This is a genomic window from Streptomyces sp. NPDC091649 (assembly GCF_044756785.1).
In the GTDB taxonomy this organism is placed as follows: Bacteria; Actinomycetota; Actinomycetes; order Streptomycetales; family Streptomycetaceae; genus Streptomyces.
On sequence record NZ_JBIVTR010000001.1, the window covers coordinates 737,194 to 751,930 of the forward strand.

General features: G+C 66.7%; 12 protein-coding genes and 2 pseudogenes. 10 read left to right on the forward strand and 4 right to left on the reverse strand.

Annotated features, from left to right (window positions below; translation table 11 throughout):
* Positions 1-65: 65 nt before the first annotated feature.
* The gene (dndA, locus tag ACIQMU_RS03195; protein WP_402688115.1) at positions 66-1,235 is read left to right on the forward strand and encodes a cysteine desulfurase DndA; all 1,170 of its coding nucleotides are present in this window, start codon (positions 66-68) and stop codon (positions 1,233-1,235) included.
* A gap of 21 nt (positions 1,236-1,256) precedes the next feature.
* On the opposite strand, the gene ACIQMU_RS03200 is transcribed toward dndA, so the two are convergent.
* Positions 1,257-2,693: a DNA phosphorothioation-associated putative methyltransferase gene (locus ACIQMU_RS03200; protein ID WP_402688116.1), complete on the reverse strand. Its 1,437-nt coding sequence runs from the start codon at positions 2,691-2,693 to the stop codon at positions 1,257-1,259.
* Between the two features lie 382 nt (positions 2,694-3,075).
* On the opposite strand from ACIQMU_RS03200, the pseudogene ACIQMU_RS03205 reads away from it, so the two are divergent.
* The 7 genes and pseudogenes from ACIQMU_RS03205 to ACIQMU_RS03235 form a co-directional block, all read left to right on the forward strand.
* A pseudogene (locus ACIQMU_RS03205) lies at positions 3,076-3,345 on the forward strand (transposase); the annotation flags it as partial.
* A pseudogene (locus ACIQMU_RS03210) lies at positions 3,261-3,649 on the forward strand (DUF6000 family protein). The pseudogenes ACIQMU_RS03205 and ACIQMU_RS03210, both read left to right, overlap by 85 nt.
* A 128-nt stretch (positions 3,650-3,777) precedes the next feature.
* The gene (locus ACIQMU_RS03215; protein ID WP_402688117.1) at positions 3,778-4,347 is read left to right on the forward strand and encodes a hypothetical protein; all 570 of its coding nucleotides are present in this window, start codon (positions 3,778-3,780) and stop codon (positions 4,345-4,347) included.
* 175 nt (positions 4,348-4,522) lie between these two features.
* The gene (locus ACIQMU_RS03220) at positions 4,523-4,675 is read left to right on the forward strand and encodes a hypothetical protein (protein ID WP_402688118.1); all 153 of its coding nucleotides are present in this window, start codon (positions 4,523-4,525) and stop codon (positions 4,673-4,675) included.
* Positions 4,676-4,692: 17 nt separating this feature from the next.
* Complete coding sequence (locus tag ACIQMU_RS03225; RefSeq protein ID WP_402688119.1) at positions 4,693-6,021, forward strand: IS630 family transposase; 1,329 nt, start codon at positions 4,693-4,695, stop codon at positions 6,019-6,021.
* 37 nt (positions 6,022-6,058) lie between these two features.
* A complete protein-coding gene (locus ACIQMU_RS03230; RefSeq protein ID WP_402688242.1) occupies positions 6,059-6,310 on the forward strand; it encodes a hypothetical protein in 252 nt (83 codons plus the stop codon).
* Positions 6,310-8,517, forward strand: a complete 2,208-nt coding sequence (locus ACIQMU_RS03235; protein ID WP_402688120.1) for a caspase domain-containing protein — start codon at positions 6,310-6,312, stop codon at positions 8,515-8,517. Before ACIQMU_RS03230 ends, ACIQMU_RS03235 begins: the two co-directional genes overlap by 1 nt.
* 295 nt (positions 8,518-8,812) lie before the next feature.
* Here ACIQMU_RS03235 and ychF read toward each other — a convergent pair whose 3' ends face one another.
* Positions 8,813-9,901 carry a redox-regulated ATPase YchF gene (gene ychF / locus ACIQMU_RS03240; protein ID WP_352237991.1) on the reverse strand — a complete coding sequence of 363 codons (1,089 nt, stop codon included), beginning with the start codon at positions 9,899-9,901 and terminating at the stop codon, positions 8,813-8,815.
* Between the two features lie 514 nt (positions 9,902-10,415).
* On the opposite strand from ychF, the gene ACIQMU_RS03245 reads away from it, so the two are divergent.
* Positions 10,416-10,970 carry a DUF6542 domain-containing protein gene (locus tag ACIQMU_RS03245; RefSeq protein ID WP_352238544.1) on the forward strand — a complete coding sequence of 185 codons (555 nt, stop codon included), beginning with the start codon at positions 10,416-10,418 and terminating at the stop codon, positions 10,968-10,970.
* A gap of 318 nt (positions 10,971-11,288) precedes the next feature.
* Here the strand turns inward: ACIQMU_RS03245 and ppgK are convergent, their stop codons facing one another.
* Both ppgK and ACIQMU_RS03255 read right to left on the reverse strand, forming a co-directional pair.
* Positions 11,289-12,044 carry a polyphosphate--glucose phosphotransferase gene (gene ppgK, locus ACIQMU_RS03250; RefSeq protein ID WP_352237990.1) on the reverse strand — a complete coding sequence of 252 codons (756 nt, stop codon included), beginning with the start codon at positions 12,042-12,044 and terminating at the stop codon, positions 11,289-11,291.
* Positions 12,045-12,082: 38 nt separating this feature from the next.
* A complete protein-coding gene (locus ACIQMU_RS03255; protein WP_352237989.1) occupies positions 12,083-13,072 on the reverse strand; it encodes a 4-hydroxy-3-methylbut-2-enyl diphosphate reductase in 990 nt (329 codons plus the stop codon).
* 311 nt (positions 13,073-13,383) lie between these two features.
* Here ACIQMU_RS03255 and ACIQMU_RS03260 point away from each other — a divergent pair, with 311 nt between their 5' ends.
* On the forward strand, positions 13,384-14,685 hold the full coding sequence (locus ACIQMU_RS03260) for an APC family permease (RefSeq protein ID WP_352238543.1): 1,302 nt from the start codon (positions 13,384-13,386) through the stop codon (positions 14,683-14,685).
* Positions 14,686-14,737 lie beyond the last annotated feature (52 nt).

The window sequence follows — 14,737 nt, forward strand, 5'->3', positions numbered from 1 at the left end:
ATCCTGCCGCGAGTCAGCAGGTAACGTGTGTACGTTAACGGGTTGACGTACACGGCAACAGATGGATGACCAAGAAGTGGGTGGCTGATTTGGTGGCGTACCTGGATGTGGCAGCAACGACACGCGTCGACCCCCGGGTCGCGGACGTGGTGCTCCACTGGATGACCGAAGACTTCGGGAATGCCGGCAGCCGTACTCATGAATACGGAACCAGGGCGAAGAGGGCGGTCAAGGAGGCGCGGACGTTCCTGGCAGGAACAGTCGGCGCCAAGGTGGAGGAGGTCATCTTCACTAGCGGGGCCACCGAGTCCAACAACATCGCACTCCTGGGTATCGCCCCGTACGGCGAGACGCATCAGCGCCGCCACATCATCACGTCCGCTATCGAGCACAAAGCAGTCGTTGAGCCCCTGCTGCATCTCCAGAGCAAGGGGTTCGAGGTCGACTTCCTGGAGCCCGGGCCTTCGGGCCGCATCACTACGGAGTCCGTGCTGGAGAAGCTGCGTCCGGACACCCTCCTGGTCTCGCTCATGCATGTGAATAACGAGACCGGTGTCATCCAACCGGTAGCTGAGCTCGCGCGGAAGCTGCGGGAGACGCCAACGTACTTCCATGTGGATGCTGCCCAGGGGTACGGGAAGCTTCCCGAGGATCTGAAGGCCCCCATCGATTTGATCAGCATCAGCGGCCACAAGGTAGGGGCACCGAAGGGGGTGGGAGCGCTGATCACACGCCGACGAGGCTGGGACAAGGTGCCGCTGGAACCGATCATGTTTGGCGGCGGGCAGGAGAGAAAGCTTCGCCCGGGGACGCTGCCTGTACCGCTCATCATGGGGTTCTACGAGGCCGCCAAGATCTTCCAGGAGACGCGAGGGAACTGGGAGCGGGAGGCACGCGAGATGCGCGAGCGCATCCTGGTGGCACTGGCCAAGACGCGGTTCAGGATCAACGGCGATGCAGAACACTCGGTGCCACACATCCTGAACGTGACCTTCGAGGGGCTGAACGCGGAAGCGCTGATCGTGAGGCTGAAGAGCCAGGTCGCGGTCGCTACCGGGTCGGCGTGCACCAGCGCTTCGTACACGCCGAGTCACGTCCTGACTGCGATGGGGCTTCCCGAGGACGTCGCCGCAAATGGGCTGCGCTTCTCCTGGTTCCCCAGTCAGGTTCTCGACTTCGATCCGGAGGAGCTTGCGGAGGCCGTGGCACGGATGCAGCCGGACGCCTCCTCCTGAAGGGGGCGGGCCTCCCCTAGATCAGCCGACTGCGCGGCGCACCAGACGGTGGCCGCGCAGTACGCGTCCGCAGCGAATCAGCTCGGCTTCCCAGCCGTGCTCAGTGCCGATGAGGTGAGGGTGCTCGTAAAGGCCGGCCTTGATTTCCGAGTCGGTGAGACGGCGGTACTTCTGGGAGTCCGGGTCATCAGACGGCAAGAACTCGTGCTTCCTGTGGAGCAGAGGGCGATTGGTCGAGTCGGCGTAGGAGATGTGTGAAGTCTCGAGCGTCTGCAGGTCTACGAGGTACGACGACGCGATCCGGGGATGAGGGTCCGTGTCGAACTCTGGGTAGTCGAGCCAGCTCACTGCGCGACCCTGGTGCTTGAGTTTGGCGACAGCCCACTGCTGAGGGCGTCCGGCGGCGATCGAGGCGCAGTACTCGTACAGACGCAGGATGGTCGGCATACGATCGACCGCTCGGCGGTGCACGTAGAGCGCGGTCTGAGTGAGCTTGCCGACAGCGGATCCGTGCATGGCGCTGCGTACGTAGCTGTCGTCCCGGAGTTTCAGGAGGAGGCGGTCCGCCCGTTGGCACGCCTCCTTGTACGAGGAGAAGAATGCGCGGACGTCGAGTCGGATGCTGAGCGGCAAGCTACTGAAGGGGCCGCGCCCGTTGAAGAGCTCGACAGCCAGGAAGAGCAAGGTGTTGAGGGTGGTGCGCTTTCCAGCCTCGTTGATCTTGTCCGCGTCGGCAGAGTCGCGGGTGAGGCGCTTGAGCTCGCCGGGTTTGAGGGGGGCGAGCAGCTCTGCCACGGAGCGTGGCATCTCCTCGACGTGGGGTGGCCGGCCACGTCGCTCGACGTAGTCGATGAGTGACGCGATGGCCGTGGTGGTGTCCTCGGAGGCGAGCCATTCAGCGTTCGGCACGATGCGGTTGGCGAGGTAGCTCAGGCGAGCGCTGTCATTCTTGAACGCGTAAACGATGCCGGGGGCCGCGGAGACGCAGCGTGTGCCCGTGGCCTCCTCAACGTAATTGCGGATCTCGCTGGAGCCGAAAAGGTGCTGGAAGGTGCGGCGGCTGGTGAGGAGGCCGTCCCCGAACTCCTCACCCCGGACCTTGGACTTCTCCCAGGTGAGGCGAGTGGAGACGATCAGGACAGTGGTCGCCAGCTCCCAGGCGCGTAGCAGCGTCTGGCGACGCTCATCCAGATCCTCGATGACGTTGAGTACGTAGGTGAGCAGGACGACGTCGGATGGAGCGGTGGGTGAGTCGGGACTGTAGTACGGGTCCCAGCCAGTGATGCGGCAGTTGAGCCGTTTCAGTGATCTGACGTCTCCGCCGCGCCCGCATCCGTAGTCAAGGACTGTTCGGTCCGGAGCGAGTTGTCTGTCCGCCAGTGCTTGGCGGGCAGGGGCGGAAAGGGCGGCTCGGCCGATCGCTGTGCGGCGGCGGTCACTGTTCCAAGACTCCTGCATCGCGCCTCGCTGGGGTGTCCGTGGTGAGTGCAGGGTACCCAGCGGGCCCTTGGCCTGTCCGCGGGATCAGGAATTCCGTGAGGGCTAGCGCGGATTCCGCCTGCGACGGCACACGCCCGGAACTCCGGAGATGGGGGCGAGGAATGACAGCCAGCCTTCCGTGAAGGTCTATCAGTTAGCCACCAGAACTGAAACCCAGGGCAGGGGGCAAGTCAACCGTCCCTAGCCTGCAGCAGACCCCAGCGCCCTGGCGGGAAGGGCCAGGGGGGCAACGCAACGGAGCCGCTGATATACCGGTTTCAGTGGCCACTAACTGATCGTTTCAGAATGAAGTTTGTTGCAACCCTTGGCAGGTGGTTCACATGTCGGCAGGATCTGCTGGGTGTCTGCTGATCTTGTGTCTGATGACCTGTGGGAACGTGTGGCTCCGCTGCTGCCGGTTCGTGCGCCGCGTCGGCGCCGCTACCCAGGGCGGTTGCGGGCCGATGACCGGGCTGCTCTGCGGGGCATCGTTTACGTGCTGCGCAAGAGTGTGAGCTGGCGGGACGTGCCGGCAGAGCTCGTCGGGTGCAGCGGGGTGACGGCCTGGCGCCGTCTGCGGGACTGGACCGAGGCCGGAGTCTGGCCACGCCTGCACGAAGTCCTGCTGGCAGGTTCTGCTTCTCCGGCGGCACCTACTGCTTCGCCCTGGCCCGCTTCGGCACCCACGCGGACGCCGAGATCCTCACCGCTACCTCCCCCGCACCGACCTCCGCTACGACCAGCCCGCGGCCCTCGGTGCCCTCCTCCGCCTCGACGCCCACCATGCAGACCGCTTCACCCAGCCTGACGGCCTCTGGGACCAGTGGGTCAACGCGCTGGCCCACCTCCGCGACCACCCCGCCTACGCCCCTGCCGAGCTTCGCCGCGGGACGGACCTCCAATGCGACGTCGCCAACGGCTGGTCCCGCTCTTGACCCCACACCGAATGCGATGGCCCGACCACGGCACCTCGGGCACCGTTTTTGTCTACTGCAACTCAACTACTCTGAAATACTTGGCAGATAAATAGAGCTGGTTCGAGACCGGCAAGAGAGGAAGCACCATGTCGTACTCACTGGTCGTCGGTGAGCCGTACCCGAGACAGGTCGACTGGCCGCAGTCCGGAGCTAACCTGGTGCTCCACACGAGCTACGTCGAGGTCATCTACTCGTTCGACGGTCTCACGCCGGGCGAGCAGGCCGCTTTCACGACCGGCTCAGCGGCACTCGCGGTCACCGTCGGGGACAGACACTTGATGTGGTGCTATCGCTTCGAGGCCCCGACAAGGCCCGGAGCGCCGAAGGCGAGTCTCGGCTGGGGTGACTCGCCATGGGAGGTGTATCGCCAACGCGACCGCACTGTCGGCGTGCCCGGGCGGCAGGGTGAGCCCTTCACCGCGCACATGGTGCTCGTCGATGCCTCGACCGGCATCATCGAGGGTCTGCGCACGGCCGAGATAAGCAAGGACATCGCGGACGCGCTCCGGTACGGCATCGCCCGTCAGGTCGCGCTGCCCTACGACCATGAGGCCGCATCGCGTGAGATCGACGCGATGTACAAACGACACCCCAGCACACAGAGCCTCCTGAGAGAGGCCATCGCCGGCCAGCAGATCCCCGCTCTCGACAGCTGACCGATCAGCCTCATCCATGAGGCACCGATACCGGTGGTCAACGAACTTCGCGAAGAGCCAAGCCCGTTGGGATACGTATCCTTCCACTCAGGTTGAAGGCTAGGGCAGGAGCCACGAAGGTGCAGTCGTTCTCTGCCATGCGCATCGAGCACCGTAGGCGATAGGGGGAGACGGCATGGAGCTCCAAATCACCGTCGATACACACGGCGACGACACAGCGGCCCACGATCTGTACTACTGGCTCCGGCAGGATCGCGAACTCCGACGTCACGCACAGGTCGAGCTAGCGCTACCTGCTAGTGTCCTGCGCCGGAAATCCTGGCGTTAAGTTGCTACGGTTTCAGGATGTCGTTTCCGGGACGTTCTTCCGTCGAGTTCGTGTTGACCGCTGACGAGCGTGACCAGCTGGTGCGCTGGTCACAGGGGGCGTCGAGGTTGGCTGTCCGGGCGCGCATTGTGCTGCGGTGTGCCGAGCCGGACGTTGTGTACGCACGGGTCGCCGATGACTTGGGTGTGTCGGCCATGACGGTCGGCAAGTGGCGTAAGCGGTTTTCGGAGTCACGGCTGGAGGGCCTGGCGGACACCGACCGGCCGGGGCGGCCGAAAGCCGGCCTGTCTCTGAGCGATCTTGAACGTGAACAGCTGACGCGTTGGGCCCGTCGGGCGAAGTCCTCGCAGGCATTGGCGTTGCGGTCGAGGATCGTGCTGGCGTGCGCCGAGGACACGTCGAACAAACGGGTCGCCGACCGGCTGGGGACCTCGGTGTCCACGGTGGCCCGGTGGCGGCGTCGGTTCGTTGAGCTGCGGCTGGAAGGTCTGGCCGACGAACTGCGTCCGGGCCGGCCACCGTCGATCCTCCTCGACCGGGTCGAGGAGGTCGTCGTTGCCACGCTGGAGACGTCGCCGCGTGATGCCACGCACTGGTCGCGGGCGTCGATGGCCGAGCGGACCGGCCTGTCGAAGTCGACGATCGGACGGATCTGGCGGCAGTTCGATCTGAAGCCGCACGTCCAGGACACGTTCAAGCTGTCCGCGGATCCGCAGTTCGTGGAGAAGGTCGTTGATGTCGTCGGCCTCTACCACCATCCGCCGGAGAAGGCGGTGGTGCTGTGTGTGGACGAGAAATCCCAGGTGCAGGCCCTGGACCGCACGCAGCCGGTCCTGCCGATGATGCCCGGCATGCCCGAACGGCGCACCCACGACTACCAACGGCACGGCGTGACCAGCCTGTTCGCCGCGTTTGACATCGAAGACGGAAGCGTCATCAGCTCCCTTCACCGCCGTCATCGGGCCGTGGAGTTCAAGAAGTTCCTGGTCAAGATAGACAAGGCTGTGCCGGCTGAACTCGACGTCCACCTGATCTGTGACAACTACGCCACTCACAAAACGCCCGCGATCAGAGCCTGGATCGGACGGCACCCTCGATTCCACGTCCACTTCACACCGACTGGTTCCAGCTGGATCAACCAGGTCGAGCGGTGGTTCGGGCACCTCACCGACAAGCTCATCCGCCGCGGGACCCACCGATCGGTCCAAGCGCTCGAGGCCGACATCCGCGCCTGGATCCAGACCTGGAACGAGGACCCCAAGCCGTTCACATGGACCAAGAGCGCCGACCAAATCCTCAACTCGTTATCGAAATATATCGCCAGAATTTCCGGCGCAGGACACTAGCACTTCTGGCCGCATGAACGCGGGAGAGACCATCAACATGTTCGTCAGCAACGGTCTTGCCGCCGCGAGCCTGTTGGTGAACGTCGTGGTTGCCTGGCGAACCTCCCGCCCATCGCCATCCGGTCCGGTCGTCTTCGGTCACGATGGAATGACCGTGACAGTCCACGACACATCAGAGGACACTCTGCGTCGCGTCGCGGCCCTGCTGACATCCGCACCTCCCGAAGAAGCGCCAGGGACCATCGTCACGAGCCAGACGTCGGCGCCCTCCATCTCCGAAGATCAGTAATGCGTCTGCCTGATCCTGACGCAACTCGTGTAGTGCTGATTGGGGTGGCCGAATACCAGCACTTCCCGCCTTTGCCGGCGGTCCGCAACAACCTCACCAAGCTGGCCAAGCTCTTCAGGTCCCCCCTCGGTGGGGGCCTTCCGGACAGGCATTGCACAACCGTACTCAACCCCACTGACATCGTCAGTGCACTCGACCCCGTACACCGGGCGGCGAGTGAAGCGTCGGACACCCTGGTGGTGTACTTCGCCGGCCACGGTATGCCGATGTCCGATGGCTCCCTCCGTCTCGCCGTGCGCAACTCAGAACGGGGCAGGAAACAGTACGCGTCCGTGGCCTTCGACGACCTCCGTGCCGAAGTGTTGGACAGCATGGCTGCCAACAAGGTAGTGATCCTGGACTGTTGCTACAGCGGTGCTGCGCTGCAGGGGTTCATGGGGAGCACCGATGAGGTCGCGGACGGGACCATCATCGAAGGCACCTACGTCATGACCGCCTCAGCAGCGACACAAGCGGCCATGGCTCCCCCGCATGCCCCGCTTACAGCGTTCACCGGCGAACTCGTCAAAGCGATTGCCAAGGGCATAGCTGGAGTGCCGGACCCGCTGGACATGAGCTCCCTGTACAGGCACGTGCATGGTCAACTGAAATCGCAGGGAATGCCACTGCCCCAGCAACGAGCCAGCGGCCTGGGGCACGACATCGCACTGTTCCACAACAAATGGCGCCAACCCACAGAGAAACCGACACTTTCGACAAAGCGCGAGGAATGGTTCCGCGAGATCCATCATGAACTGCTCGGGCGCTTGAGGGATGTATCGGCATTTGCGCAAGGCAAGCTCCGTCCTGAGTTCGGCGATTCGACACTCATCCGCTCCCTGCTGGTAGCGCGAATCGCGACCCAACTCGCCCAGGGCAAAAGCACGACGGTCATCAGCGGCATGCTCGCGTCCAGCGGGGTCTTCGCTACTCCTCACCCCAACGCTGACGAACTCTGCGAACTCATCACCGAGGTCCAATTCGCATATGAAACAGACGGGCTGGCCAACAGCGTCTCATCCCTCGGAGGTCTGGGACTTTCCCCTTGGGCGCCAGAGAGTACGTACATCCTACTGATCGAATACTGGGCCGCCCAGCGAGGCCGCTCGATGCCTCGTCCGCGCGTGGAGCGGGAACTCAGCGAGCTTTGGGACACCGCGGACACCCGTGTCCTGAGCGCGATCTCCTCGCTACCGCCCCTGCCATTGGCCACTTATCCCGACCTTTGGAAGAAGATGAAGGCCGAGCCGGATCTTCGAGTCGGCACCATCACAGCAACGATGCTCGGTGAGCGCGGTGGGAGCGATCGCGCATGGGAACACTGGATGTCCACACGCCCATGGAGCACACTTAAGGCACGCCATTTGGTTCAGCTTGGCGGCGATCTCGTCCGGTGCAAGGAAGCTCAGCAGACCCTCGCTCAGTACGTCCATCTAACACCAGCGGACCATAACTCCCGTGCAGTCTTTGTACGGGCAGCAGAGATCATCGACGAGCAGTTGAAGGACATCGAACTAGCTATCGAAAGTATGAGCGACATCGAGTACGACTTGCTACGCGAGCGCACAGCGGACGAGCACTTCCAAGACGGCTGCCTTGCCACCTTCAGCAAGCACCTCCTGAAGCGCTCTCAATTCTTCACGCCCTTCGAAGAACATAAGATGAACCATGGCACGTGGGCTGCAATTCCCTGGTGGTCCCTAGTCGTTCACAGTAAACAAGAACAGCGGGCAGTTGAGGACTTCCTGAAACGCGGCGGCCTCCAACTGGGTGTCCACACCGCAAGTCCCGACGCCGAGGAACTCGTCATCAGCTGTGAGGAACCCGGCCTCGGACCTTCGTGGACAGCCGCCCGGCTCATCTTCGACCTTCGCGACGTCGTACATGCCTGCGAGGTGCTCCTTCTAGGGCGACGGCAATCTGTGGTTGTGGACTTCCTCACCGAGCACATCAATGAGTGGGACGATCGGCAAGTGCATCTGGCTGGAAGTCTCGACCTCGCGCTCGGGCCGGAGATCGGCGCGAAACTGACCGATGTCGCAACCTGTGCCCTGCGCAGACTTTTGCCGGGTTCTTCTGGCCCAGCGCTCTACCACGATGGAGTGCCGGCTCTTGATCGGCTCCTAAGCTCGTCACGACTTCCGAAGATCGCTCGCTGCCCGCGCTAGCCTGGAAGACGCAATGGCGCCACGGGATAGCCTCGGCATCCGAATGAGCTGCGCCATGCTCTGCCCCGAAGGCTGCCCTGACCGCTCGCTGTAGAGCCCAGGGGGAGGAGCGGACCCGGGCCGCCGTCGACAAGGCGTACGCGGACCAGTCCGCCGAGTCCCAGCCGTAGGTCGACGAAGCGGCGTAACCGCCCCCCGCGTGCCGGACTCATCCACCACGCTGCGGACTCCGTGCGGACCACAAAGGCCGCCCAACCCGCTCCGCCGCAGGTCAGACGGCCTTTCGCCGAACGTATTAGACGTTGAAGCGGAACTCCACCACGTCCCCGTCCTGCATGACGTACTCCTTGCCCTCCATGCGGGCCTTGCCCTTGGCGCGGGCTTCGGCGACCGAGCCGGTCTCGACCAGGTCGTCGAAGGAGATGATCTCCGCCTTGATGAAGCCCTTCTGGAAGTCGGTGTGGATCACACCGGCCGCCTCCGGGGCCGTGGCGCCCTTCTTGATGGTCCAGGCGCGGGCTTCCTTCGGGCCTGCCGTGAGGTAGGTCTGGAGGCCCAGGGTCTCGAAGCCGACGCGGCCGAGGGTGGCGAGGCCGGGCTCTTCCTGGCCCATGGACTGGAGCAGTTCGAGGGCCTCGTCGTCGTCGAGTTCGATCAGCTCGGACTCGATCTTGGCGTTCAGGAAGATCGCCTCGGCGGGGGCGACCAGGGCGCGCTGCTCGTTCTTGAAGTCCTCGTCGACCAGTTCGTCCTCGTCGACGTTGAAGACGTACAGGAACGGCTTGACCGTGAGCAGGTGCAGCTCGTGGAGGAGCCGGCCCTTCTCGGTGGCCGCCGTGATGCCTGCGGCGAACAGCGTCTGGCCGGACTCCAGGACCTTCTGGGCCTCCTCGACGGCGGCGAGGACCGCGACCTTCTCCTTCTGGAGGCGCGATTCCTTCGTCAGGCGCGGCACGGCCTTCTCGACGGACTGGAGGTCGGCGAGGATCAGCTCGGTGTTGATCGTCTCGATGTCGTCCTTCGGCGAGACCTTGCCGTCGACGTGGACGACGTTGTCGTCCTTGAAGGCCCGGATGACCTGGCAGATCGCGTCGGACTCGCGGATGTTCGCGAGGAACTTGTTGCCCAGGCCCTCACCCTCCGAGGCACCCCGGACGATGCCGGCGATGTCGACGAAGTCCACCGTCGCCGGCAGGAGCCGCTGCGAGCTGAAGATCTCCGCGAGCTTGTTCAGGCGCGGGTCCGGGACGCCGACCACGCCGACGTTCGGCTCGATCGTGGCGAACGGGTAGTTGGCCGCCAGCACGTCGTTCTTGGTCAGGGCGTTGAACAGGGTCGACTTGCCGACATTCGGCAGACCGACGATTCCGATCGTGAGCGACACTTTGGCGACTTCCTGGAGTGAGGAGGGGGTCAGGGGCGTCCGGGTCCGGACCGGGTGTTCGGGCCGAGTCCCGGAGTGGACCGATTCTCCAGTTTACGGGCCGGGCTGATGGGCCCGGACAGTGCGGTTTGCGGGCCGCTGCCACCGGCCCGGACCGTACGGCGTGCCCGTCCCTCTCCCACCGGTCCGGAGCGGGCGGCACCCGGGCCCCCTTCCCTGGTTCCCCCGGCCCGAACAGTGCGGCACCCCGGCCCCTCCCCCGGGCCGAACCGGGGCGGCGCCCCGCCCACTCCCCCGGCCCGAACAGTGCGGCTTTCGGCCGTGTGACATCGAACGCATCCCCAAGCTCGGCCAAAGCGCGTGTCCAACGCCTGATTCCCGGCTCCCCGCGACCTACGTTGTGCAAGTGGAGCAGCACAGGACACGTCCCCCGCAGCGCAGGCAGCCCCGGCAGGCCGCGCCCGCGCCGACCGTCCCGCCCGTCCCAGGTGGTCCGGCCGGTGAGAGTTCCGCCGTGTACCGGGTGCGGGTGCGCAGCGTGCCGCCCGTGGTCCTCGCTCTGCGGCGGTTCCCCAACCCCCGGCTGACCGGGGTCGGGGCCGGGCTGTTCGCCGCCCTGACCATGTTCGTGCTCGCCTGCGTCGACCGGCTGCTGTTCGACAGCTCGGAGATCGTCTACGGGGTGCTCTTCCTGCCCGTCAGCGCGCTGACGGCGCTCTGGGTCCGCCCCGCCGACCTGGTCACCGCGCCGATCAGCGTGCCGATCGCCTTCGCGGTGGGGGTGCTCCCGGTCTCCGGCGGCTCGGACGGCTTCGGCGGGCAGGTCATGGGCCTGGTCACCGCCCTCGCCGTGCACGCCGGCTGGCTGTACGGCGGGACGCTGGTCGCGGGCCTCATCGCCTCCGTACGCAAGGTCCGCCACATGCGGGCCCGGCGGCGATACGTGCTGGCACAGGGGCGCGACGCCGCTCCCGAGCGGGCGCCCCGAACAGCCGCCGCAGCAGCCGACGCCGCGGATTCCGTACGAGCCGGGACGGGCGCGGCGGCCCGGCGTACGCCCCGGCCCTGAGCCCGCGTCGGGGCGGCCTCACCTCCGCCGCCCCGGTTCCCTGTCCCCGGGTGCACCACTGTTCCCCGATGAACCGCGGTACCCCAGGGGGCCCGCCGCCCCCAGCGTGGCCCCGTGTACCCGGGTGGCGTTGCGCCCTGGCGACGTACTCCTGCGCTGCTTCGGCTCTCGTACCGCTGTCGTCCGACGCCGCTGTAAAGCGGTTTCCGACGCCGTTGTAAAGCGGTTGTCGCCTCGCGCCGCTGTGTGTGCGGCGCTGGTGATGCTGTCTCCCGGTCGCGGTGTCCCCGCTCCATGCCTTGAGGCCGTCGGGGCCGCTCAGCCCGTGCCGTGTGCCGTGCCGGCCGACGCCGCCATCGCCGCTCCCACGATGCCCGCGTTGTTCTGCAACTGCGCCGGGACCACCTCGGCCCGGACCTTTTCGATCAGCGGCAGGAACTTCTCCGCCTTGCGGCTCACGCCGCCGCCGATGACGAACAGCTCGGGCGAGAACAGCATCTCCACGTGCAGCAGGTACTTCTGGACCCGGTGCGCCCAGTGCTGCCAGCTGAGGTCCTCGTCCTCCTTGGCTTTCGTGGAGGCGTGCTTCTCGGCTTCGCGGCCGTGCAGCTCCAGGTGGCCCAGCTCGGTGTTGGGGACGAGCCGGCCGTCGGTGAAGACCGCGCTGCCGATGCCCGTGCCGAACGTCAGCATGATGACCGTGCCCGTGCGGCCCTTGCCCGCGCCGAAGGTCATCTCGGCGATCCCGGCCGCGTCCGCGTCGTTCAGGACGGTGACGGGCCGGCCGATCCGCTCGCCCAGCAGGGCCCGGGCGTCCGTGTCGATCCAGCCCTTGTCGACATTGGCCGCGGTACGGGTGACCCCGTCCGTGACGACCCCCGGGTACGTGATGCCGATGGGGCCCGACCAGTCGAAATGGCCGACGACCTCGGCCACGCAATCGGCCACGCGCGTGGGCGTGGCCGGATGCGGTGTCAGCACTTTGTGGCGCTCCCGCGCCAGGTCTCCGCGGTCAAGGTCCACGGGGGCGCCCTTGATCCCGGATCCGCCGATGTCCACGCCGAAGATCTCCATGGAACCCACGGTACGGGGCGGCCGGGCCCCTTGCGCGGCTACTCGGCGGAAAGGGCGGCGGCCTCGGCGCGCAGGTCGCGGCGCAGCTCCTTGGGGAGGGAGAAGGTGATCGACTCGTCGGCCGTCTTCACCGTCTCCACGTCGGCGTAACCGCGCTGTCCGAGCCATTCCAGAACGCCGTCGACGAGGACGTCGGGGACGGAGGCCCCCGAGGTCAGGCCGACCGTGGTCACGCCCTCCAGCCACGCCTCGTCGATCTCGTCGGCGAAGTCGACCAGGTGGGCGGCGGGGGCTCCGGCGTCCAGGGCGACCTCGACCATGCGGATGGAGTTCGAGGAGTTCTTGGAGCCGACCACGATGACCAGCTCGGCGTCCTCGGCGAGCTTCTTCACCGCGATCTGGCGGTTCTGGGTGGCGTAGCAGATGTCGTCGCTGGGCGGCGAGAGGAGGTTGGGGAACTTCGCCTTGATGGCGTCGACCGTCTCCATCGTCTCGTCGACGGACAGGGTGGTCTGGGAGAGCCAGACGACCTTCGACTCGTCGCGGACCTCGACGTTCGCGACGTCCTCGGGGCCGTCGACCAGGGTGATGTGGTCGGGAGCCTCGCCGGAGGTGCCGATGACCTCCTCGTGCCCCTCATGGCCGATCAGGAGGATGTCGTAGTCCTCCTTGGCGTACCGGACGGCTTCCTTGTGGACCTTGGTGACCAGCGGACAGGTCGCGTCGATGGTGGCGAGCTTTCGCTCGGCCGCCTCCGCGTGGACCGTGGGGGCGACCCCGTGCGCGGAGAACATCACGATGGAGCCCTCGGGCACCTCCGCGGTGACGTCCACGAAGATCGCGCCCTTCTTCTCCAGGGTCTGCACGACGTACTTGTTGTGCACGATCTCGTGGCGCACGTAGATCGGGGCCCCGTACTGCTCCAGGGCCTTCTCGACGGCGATCACGGCGCGGTCCACGCCCGCGCAGTAGCCACGGGGTGCGGCGAGCAGGACACGGCGGGCAGGAGTTGCAGTCATGCGACCCATCGTAAGGCCGTGGCGAACAAGCGCGGGGACGGCCGGATCGGGAGACTGGTCGCGGTGCGTGTGCGGTAACGACGGACGGTGATGGAGGGACGATGTCCTCAGGGTCGGAGAGCGGGCCGGGCAGCGGTTCGGGCGGCGGAGCGGGGAGCGGACCGGGCAGCGGTTCGGACAGTGGCTCGGGGAGCGGACCCGGGGGCGGTCCGGGGAGCGGTTCGGGGAGCGGTTCGGGGAGCAGCACGGAAGAGGGCAGGCTGCGGCGGACGCTGGGGTTCAGGGACCTGGTCGTCTACGGGCTCCTCTTCATCGCCCCGATGGCGCCCGTCGGGGTGTTCGGCACCCTGGACGCGAAGTCCGACGGTGCGGTCGCCCTCGTCTACGTGGTGGCCACGGTGGTCATGGGGTTCACCGCCTTCAGCTACGCCCAGATGGTGCGGGTCGCCCCCTTCGCCGGTTCGGTCTTCACGTACGCCCGCAAGGGGCTCGGGGAAGGACCGGGGTTCATCGCCGGGTGGATGGCCATGCTCGACTACCTCCTGATCCCCGCCGTCGCCTATCTCTTCTCCGGGATCGCGATGAACGCGCTGGTGCCGGAGGTCTCGCGGTGGGTGTGGACCGCGATCGCGGTGCTCGTGACCACCCTGCTCAACCTGCGGGGCGTACGGGCGGCCGCCCGGGTCGGTTTCGCGGTGCTGGCCATGGAGATCGTGGTGCTGCTGGTCTTCGTGGTCTCGGCCGTGGTCGTCCTCGTACGGGACGGCGCGCAGCGCGGCTGGCTGACGCCGCTGACGGGGGACACCGGCTTCTCCATGGCGGCGGTGCTGGGGGCCGTGTCGATCGCCGTGCTGTCGTATCTGGGCTTCGACGCCATCGCCTCGTTCGCCGAGGAGGTGACGGGCGGCTCGCGGAAGGTGGCGCGGGCGGTGCTGTTCTGCCTGGTGCTGGCCGGTGTCCTCTTCGTGGCCCAGTCCTACCTGGCGGCGCTGCTGGAGCCGATGAGCTCGGCGGAGCTGGCGGCGGACCCGGCGGCGCAGGGGTCGGCGTTCTACGACGCGGTGGACGCGTCGGTGGGGACCTGGCTGCACGATCTGGTGGCTGTCAGCAAGGCGATCGGCGCCGCGTTCGCCGCGCTGGCGGGGCAGGCCGCCGCCGGGCGGCTCGTCTTCGCGATGGCCCGGGAGCGGCGCCTGCCGGGATTCCTCGCGAAGGTGGACCCGGGATCGGGGGTGCCGCGGGTGGCGATCCTGTGCGCGGCGGTCGTGACGCTGGTGGCCGCCGTGTGGGCGGCCCGTCGCGATGACGGCCTGGACCATCTGGTGTCCGTGGTGGACATCGGCGCGCTGACGGCGTTCATCCTGCTCCACGCGTCGGTGGTCGGCTGGTTCGCCGTACGCCGTATGGAGGGGCCGCCGGTGTGGTGGCGGCACGTCCTGGTCCCGGTGGTCGGGGCGGGGGCGCTGGTCGCGGTCATCGTGGAGGCGACGACGTCCTCCCAGGTGGTGGGCCTCTGCTGGCTCGGCGTGGGGCTCGTCGTGCTGGCGGTGCAGGGGACGGGCCGCCGGGGCGGGGCGGAGGGCCCGGGTGGTGTGGCGGGCCGGGGCGGTGTGAAGAGGTGAGACTTCGAGTCCGTACGGCCGTGCACGGCCGTACGGACGCGGTACGGGCGCG